The organism is Streptomyces sp. NPDC093109 (assembly GCF_040701725.1).
In the GTDB taxonomy this organism is placed as follows: Bacteria; Actinomycetota; Actinomycetes; order Streptomycetales; family Streptomycetaceae; genus Streptomyces.
Genome location: NZ_JBFBEZ010000015.1, coordinates 172,810 through 179,197 on the forward strand (window position 1 = coordinate 172,810; position 6,388 = coordinate 179,197).

Annotated in this window: 8 protein-coding genes; 4 read left to right on the forward strand and 4 right to left on the reverse strand. The window is 70.6% G+C overall.

Features of this window, described 5'->3' with window-relative positions; all coding sequences use genetic code 11:
* Positions 1-46: 46 nt before the first annotated feature.
* Positions 47-985, forward strand: a complete 939-nt coding sequence (locus AB0389_RS17145) for a YihY/virulence factor BrkB family protein (protein WP_366396203.1) — start codon at positions 47-49, stop codon at positions 983-985.
* On the opposite strand, the gene AB0389_RS17150 is transcribed toward AB0389_RS17145, so the two are convergent.
* Complete coding sequence (locus AB0389_RS17150) at positions 933-2,201, reverse strand: D-alanyl-D-alanine carboxypeptidase (protein ID WP_366396204.1); 1,269 nt, start codon at positions 2,199-2,201, stop codon at positions 933-935. The genes AB0389_RS17145 and AB0389_RS17150 overlap by 53 nt on opposite strands.
* 85 nt (positions 2,202-2,286) lie before the next feature.
* Between AB0389_RS17150 and AB0389_RS17155 the strand changes: the two genes are divergently transcribed.
* Positions 2,287-2,544 carry a hypothetical protein gene (locus AB0389_RS17155; protein ID WP_366396205.1) on the forward strand — a complete coding sequence of 86 codons (258 nt, stop codon included), beginning with the start codon at positions 2,287-2,289 and terminating at the stop codon, positions 2,542-2,544.
* An 11-nt stretch (positions 2,545-2,555) separates the two neighbouring features.
* On the forward strand, positions 2,556-3,863 hold the full coding sequence (locus AB0389_RS17160; protein ID WP_366396219.1) for a metallophosphoesterase: 1,308 nt from the start codon (positions 2,556-2,558) through the stop codon (positions 3,861-3,863).
* A gap of 21 nt (positions 3,864-3,884) precedes the next feature.
* On the opposite strand, the gene AB0389_RS17165 is transcribed toward AB0389_RS17160, so the two are convergent.
* The 3 genes from AB0389_RS17165 to AB0389_RS17175 form a co-directional block, all read right to left on the reverse strand.
* Complete coding sequence (locus tag AB0389_RS17165; RefSeq protein WP_366396220.1) at positions 3,885-4,550, reverse strand: TetR family transcriptional regulator; 666 nt, start codon at positions 4,548-4,550, stop codon at positions 3,885-3,887.
* A gap of 107 nt (positions 4,551-4,657) precedes the next feature.
* Positions 4,658-5,041 carry a DCC1-like thiol-disulfide oxidoreductase family protein gene (locus AB0389_RS17170; RefSeq protein WP_366396221.1) on the reverse strand — a complete coding sequence of 128 codons (384 nt, stop codon included), beginning with the start codon at positions 5,039-5,041 and terminating at the stop codon, positions 4,658-4,660.
* A 158-nt stretch (positions 5,042-5,199) separates the two neighbouring features.
* The gene (locus AB0389_RS17175; protein WP_366396206.1) at positions 5,200-5,607 is read right to left on the reverse strand and encodes a hypothetical protein; all 408 of its coding nucleotides are present in this window, start codon (positions 5,605-5,607) and stop codon (positions 5,200-5,202) included.
* Positions 5,608-5,769: 162 nt separating this feature from the next.
* Between AB0389_RS17175 and AB0389_RS17180 the strand changes: the two genes are divergently transcribed.
* Positions 5,770-6,267 carry a peptidylprolyl isomerase gene (locus AB0389_RS17180; protein ID WP_366396207.1) on the forward strand — a complete coding sequence of 166 codons (498 nt, stop codon included), beginning with the start codon at positions 5,770-5,772 and terminating at the stop codon, positions 6,265-6,267.
* Positions 6,268-6,388: the final 121 nt, after the last annotated feature.

Below are 6,388 nucleotides of genomic sequence, written 5' to 3' on the forward strand. Positions count from 1 at the left end.
CATGTTCGGTGTCCGCCGGGACAGGGCGCCGGGTAGAGACTTCGCCATGGACTGGCTGAAAAACCTTCCCGTCATCGGTCCGTTCGTGGCCCGGCTGATGCGGACCCACGCCTGGCGCTCGTACGAGAGACTCGACCGGGTCCACTGGTCGCGGCTCGCCGCCGCGATCACCTTCCTGAGCTTCCTCTCGCTCTTCCCGCTCATCACGGTGGGCGCCGCGGTCGGGGCCGCGCTGCTCAGCAAGGATCAGCTCGACCGGGCGCAGCACAGCATCGAGGAGCAGGTTCCCGGCATCTCCGGCCAGCTCGACCTCAACACCCTCGTCGCCAACGCCGGCACCATCGGCGTGGTCGCGGGGGCGCTGCTGCTCTTCACCGGGATCGGCTGGATCGGCTCGATGCGCGAGTGCCTGCGGGCCGTCTGGGAACTGGACGACGGCGAACAGGGCAACCCGCTCGTCCTCAAGGGCAAGGACGGCCTCGTCCTCCTCGGCCTCGGCGCCGTCGGGCTCGCCTCCCTGGGCGTCTCGGGGCTCGGCTCCACGGCCGTCGGCTGGACCGCCCAGCGGCTCGGCATCCCGGAGGGCGGCGCGGGCGGCGTACTCCTCCAGATCGCCGCGCTCGTGGTCGCGGTCGGCGCGGACTTCCTGCTGCTCCTGTACGTGCTGACGCTGCTGCCGCGCGTCGAGCCGCCGCGCCGCCGGCTGATGGTCGCCGCGCTCATCGGGGCCGTCGGCTTCGAGGCGCTCAAGCTGCTGCTCGGCGGCTATATGAGGGGCGTGGCGGGGAAGAGCATGTACGGCGCGTTCGGGGTGCCGGTGGCGCTGCTGCTGTGGATCAACTTCACGGCGAAACTGCTGCTGTTCTGCGCCGCCTGGACGGCGACGCGGAACGCGGAGTCTTCCGTCGAAGAGACAGAAGAGGCGGAAGCGGTTACGGACGCGGGCGGCGACGGACCAGATCGGGCAGCGGCCAGCGCCGGTTGACCAGGAACACCGCCCCCGCCAGCGCGATCAGCACCCCGCCCGCCACCGCCAGCGCGATCCCCATCCCGCTCGACCCGCCGCTGCTCGCGGTCGCCACCGCCTCGGCGGGCGCGGTGGCCGGCGCCGACTCGCCGCTCACCGGCGTGGGGCTCGGCGAGCCGCTGTCCGACACGGCGTTCTTCGGCGGCACCAGCTCACCGACCGGCTCGACCTTCCCGGCCGCCGCGAAGCCCCAGTCCAGCAGCCGCGCCGTCTCCTGGTACACCGCGTGCGGCTCGGTGGAGGACGGGTTCATCACGGTGACCAGCAGCTTCTTGCCGTTCCGCTCGGCGACGCCGGTGAAGGTCGTACCGGCGTGGGTGGTGCTGCCGTTCTTCACGCCCGCGATGCCCTGGTACTGCGCGACCCCGTTGGCGCCCGTCAGCAGCCGGTTGGTGTTCTGGATCTCGAAGGTCTCGCGCTTCTTCCCCTTCTTCTTCTCACCGGGGAACTTGGCCGTCGCCGTCGCCGCGTACTCCCGGAAGTCCTTCTTCTGGAGCCCCGAGCGGGCGAAGAGGGTGAGGTCGTACGCGCTGGAGACCTGGCCCTTCTCGTCGTACCCGTCCGGCGAGACCACATGTGTGTCCAGCGCCTGGAGGTTGTCGGCGTGCTTCTGCATGTCCTGGACGGTCTTCTTGACGCCGCCGTTCATCGCGGAGAGCACATGCACGGCGTCGTTCCCGGACTTGAGGAACACGCCCAGCCACAGATCGTGGACTGTGTAGGTCAGATCCTCCTTGATCCCCACCATGCTGCTGCCCGAGCCGATGCCCTCCAGATCCGCCGGCGCCACCTTGTACGTCTCGCTCTTGGGCATCCGGGGCAGCAGTGTGTCCGCGAAGAGCATCTTGAGCGTCGACGCCGGGGGCAGCCGCCAGTGGGCGTTGTGGGAGGCCAGCACATCGCCGTGCTCCGCGTCCGCGACGATCCACGACCGCCCGCTGAGCTTCTTGGGCAGTACCGGCACCCCCGCCGCCATGTTCACCTGCGTACCCGCGAGCCCCAGCTTCGCCCCGCCGAGTGTGGACATCGAGGCGGGCGGCTTCGGCTGCTTCGTGTCGGCGCCGTCGGCCCTCGCGTACAGCGGCACGGGGGCGGCCGAGGCGGGCACGGCGGTCAGAACGGGCAGCAGCGCGGCGGCGAGGACCGTCAGGACGGTCTTTTTCAGAGCGGGCACGCCCGTGAAGGTACAGGGCGCGCCCAACGACCCGTCCGCGGGACCCCGCCGCCGCCCCGCGAGCGGCGGACGCGATACTGACTCCATGAAGCTCAGCCGCCCCGTGTCCTGGTTCCTGCTCGTGTTCGGGGTGTGGAGCTGGTTCATCTGGGTCACTTTCATCAAGAACCTGTGGCAGGACGGCAGCGGACTCGCCTTCGACGACGCCGGTGATCCGACGGCGTACTTCTGGGTGCATCTGACCCTCGCCATCGTGTCCTTTCTTCTGGGGACGGCCATTGGCGTCATCGGGTTCCGGGGTGTACGCGCGTTCCGTGAGCACAACAAAGATCAAGAGGATTGAGGGGCTCGTCCGTGGTGGTCGTCGTCGTTCTGCTGGTACTCGCGGCGGTCGCGCTGCTCGCCGGGGCGCACTGGTATCTGTGGCGGCGTCTCGTACGCGACACCACGTCACCGGGCGGCCTCGCCCGTAAGGCGGGTACGGTCGCCGCGGTGGCGCTGCCCTTACTCTCCGTCGTGGCGCTCAGCGCGCGTGGGTGGGCGCCCTTCCGGGTGCAGCAGATAGTGGCCTGGCCCGGCTATCTGTGGCTGGCGGTGCTGATGTATCTGCTGCTGGCACTGCTGGTCGGGGAGGCCGTACGGCCCCTGTTCAGGATGTTGCCGCAGCGGCGCGCGAAGAGCGAGCCGGACGGGGCGACGGAGTCGGTACCGGCGGACGAGCCCGCCCCGGTGACCGTGCCCGCGTCGCCTCCCGCGCCCGCGCCGGCGTCCTCGGAGGCCGCGCCCGCGTCGCCGGAGCCCGCGCCCGAGCCGGAGCCGCCCGCGTCCGTACTCGCGCCCTCCCGGCGGCTCTTCGTCTCCCGCGTCGTCGGCGGCGCCGCCGCGACCGCCGCGCTCGCCACGGTCGGCTACGGCACGTACGGCGTGCTGCGCGGCCCGCGCGTCAAGCGCGTCACCGTGCCGCTGGCCAAGCTGTCGCGCGCCGCGCACGGGTTCCGTATCGCCGTCGTCAGCGACATCCACCTCAGCCCGATCCTGGGCCGCGCGCACTCCCAGCGCATCGTCGACACGATCAACTCGACCAAGCCCGACCTGATCGCCGTCGTCGGGGACCTGGTCGACGGCACCGTCAAGAACCTGGGCCCGGCCGCCGAGCCGCTCGCCGGCCTCGAAGCGCCGCACGGGGCGTTCTTCGTCACCGGCAACCACGAGTACATCTCCGGCGCGGCCGAGTGGGTCGACCACGTACGCGAACTGGGCCTGCGGCCCCTGGAGAACGAACGCGTCGAGATCGAGGGCTTCGACCTCGCCGGGGTCAACGACATCGCGGGCGAGAGCGAGGGATCAGGACCCGACTTCGTCAAGGCACTCGGCGACCGCGACCCTGCCAGGGCGTCCGTACTCCTCGCCCACCAGCCCGTGGTCATCCACGACGCCGTCCGCCACGGCGTCGACCTCCAGCTCTCCGGCCACACCCACGGCGGCCAGCTCTGGCCCGGCAACTTCATCGCCGAACTCGCCAACCCCACCGTCGCGGGCCTGGAACGGTACGAGGACACCCAGCTCTACGTCTCGCGCGGGGCCGGCGCCTGGGGGCCGCCCGTACGCGTCGGCGCGCCCTCGGACATCACCGTCGTACAACTCGCCTCGCGCGGGGCCTGAGCCCGCGTACGAGCCGACGATTCAGGAGTTCCTGCCGGCCCGCGCCGCGGCCGTCTCGGCCATCCCCGGCAGGAACTCCGTGAACAGGTCGTGCACTTCGCGTACGACCGGACGCAGCACCCGGAAGCGCGAGAGCGCGATCGTCCTGGCGGTCAGCCGGGCGCCGCGCAGGGCGAGCCGGCGGGTGCGCGCGCTGTGCGGCGAGCGGTCGTACACCCAGTACAGGACCAGCCCCATCTGGGCCAGCCACAGCACCTCGGGGAGCGTGTCGGCCAGCTCCTTCGGGATCTTCGTCCGGGAGCCGGCCAGCACCTCGCGGTGGACCGCGATCGCCGCCTCGCGGGTCGGCTCCGACTCGGGGGAGAAGGGGCTGAGCGGACTGTCGGGATCCGCCGCGTTCTTGAAGAACTGCGCGGCGAACCCGTGGTACGGCTCCGCGATGTCGAGCCATCCCGTCAGCACCCCGCCGAACCGCTCCTCCAGACCGGTCTCGCGGTCGAGCACGGGCCGGATCGCCAGCCGGTGTTCGGTGGCGATCCGGTCGTAGAAGCCCTGGACGAGATGTTCCTTCGACGCGAAGTAGTAGTACGCGTTCCCGACGGAGACCCCGGCCTCCTTGGCGATGGCCCGCATCGTCGTCTTGTCGTAACCGCGCTCCTTGAACAGCCGCAGCGCGGTTTCGAGAATGAGCGTGCGGGTCTGCTCGCTCTTCGGAAGAGACTTCTCGCTCTTCTCGCTCTTCTCGCTCTTCGGGAGGGGCTTCGTGTCCTTCTCGTCCGTCACGGTGCCCGAGCCTAATCCGGCGGCGCGGGCAGCTCGCACGCGTCGTCGCAGGGAGCGGCCGTCAGCGCGCGGTACTTCGCGGCGGCGAGCACGCTGACCCGGGCGAACGGCGCGCCCGCCGGGGTGGCCAGCCACTGCGCCCGGGGCCGGTGTTCGGCCAGCGCCCAGAGGCAGACGATCCACGCGGCGGTGTCGCGGTAGACCTGGCCGCCGTCCCCGACGACGGTGATCTCCTTGAGCGTGGAGGCGTGGTCGAGGTCGGGATAGCGCCGCCGCGCCTCCGGCGAAGCGGCCGGTACGAAGCCGAGCGGGACGAGCTGGGGCTGCCGGCCGAGCCACTCCCGTACGTGGGCGCAGAGCGGGCAGTCCGGGTCGTACAGCACGGTCAGCCGCAGGACGGGCCGCGGGTGCGGGACGGGCCTGCCGGCCGTCCGGGCCTGTGTCCGGGCCGGTGTCCCGGTCTGCGTCCTGGCCCGGGGCCGGGCGGCGGGCGTCCGTACCGCGGGCATGAGGTCCCGGGGCAGGCTCCGCAGGGGTTCGGCGGCCATCGGGCTCACATCCCGGGGGCCGGCGTGGTCCACGCCTGCGGCGGTACCGGCGGGGTCTGGTGGCGCTCCAGGAGCCCGCGCCGGCGCATCTTGTTGAGTACGTACACATTGCCCAGGTGCATGACGCCGAGGACGAGCAGGACGACCCCGAGCTTTACCGAGAGCGCCTCGAACAGCCCGCGCGCGGTCGTCACGGTGTCGGCGGCCTTCAGGTACAGCGTGACGAAGCCGAGGTTGACCAGGTAGAAGCCGACCACCAGCAGATGGTTGACGGCGTCCGCGAGCTTCTCGTCGCCCTTGAGCACATCGGCGAGGAAGATCCGTCCGTTGCTGCTCAGCGTCCGGGCCACCCACACGGTGAGCGCGACGCTGATCAGCAGGTAGATCACATACGCGACAACAGTGAGGTCCATCCCCCACACTCCCTTTGAACGTGTTCAAAAAGCTGATGTCCTGGACTGTAGACCTCTTTTTGAACATGTTCAAGTGGCGTGGGGGCCGTGCGGCGCGCGGTGACAGGCGCGGGACGAGGGGGGTGTACGCGCGGCGGGAGGCGCAGATGTCAGGATGGTGACATGACGATTAAGGTCTACTTCGACATCACCATTGACGACGTCCCCGCCGGACGGATCAACTTCAACCTGTTCGACGACGTCGTGCCCAAGACGGCCGAGAACTTCCGCGCCCTCGCCACCGGCGAGAAGGGCTTCGGCTACGCCGGGTCCTCCTTCCACCGGGTCATCCCGGACTTCATGCTCCAGGGCGGCGACTTCACCGCCGGCAACGGCACGGGCGGCAAGAGCATCTACGGCGAGAAGTTCGCCGACGAGAACTTCACGCTCAAGCACACCAAGCCGGGCCAGCTCTCGATGGCCAACGCGGGCCGGAACACCAACGGCTCGCAGTTCTTCATCACGACCATCGTGACCGGCTGGCTCGACAACAAGCACGTCGTGTTCGGTGAGGTCGCGGACGAGGAGAGCATGGCCCTCGTCAAGAAGATCGAGGGCTACGGCTCGGGCTCCGGCGCGACCAGCGCCAAGATCACCATCTCCGCCTCCGGCCAGCTCTGACCGTACCGGCAGACTGCGCGCGCGCCGGCGGCGGCCCGTTGGCCGGCGGGGCGCGCGGGCGTATCCGGGGGGCGGGGCGCTGGGGGGCCCGGATCAGCCGACGATGGAAGCGCCGCGCTGG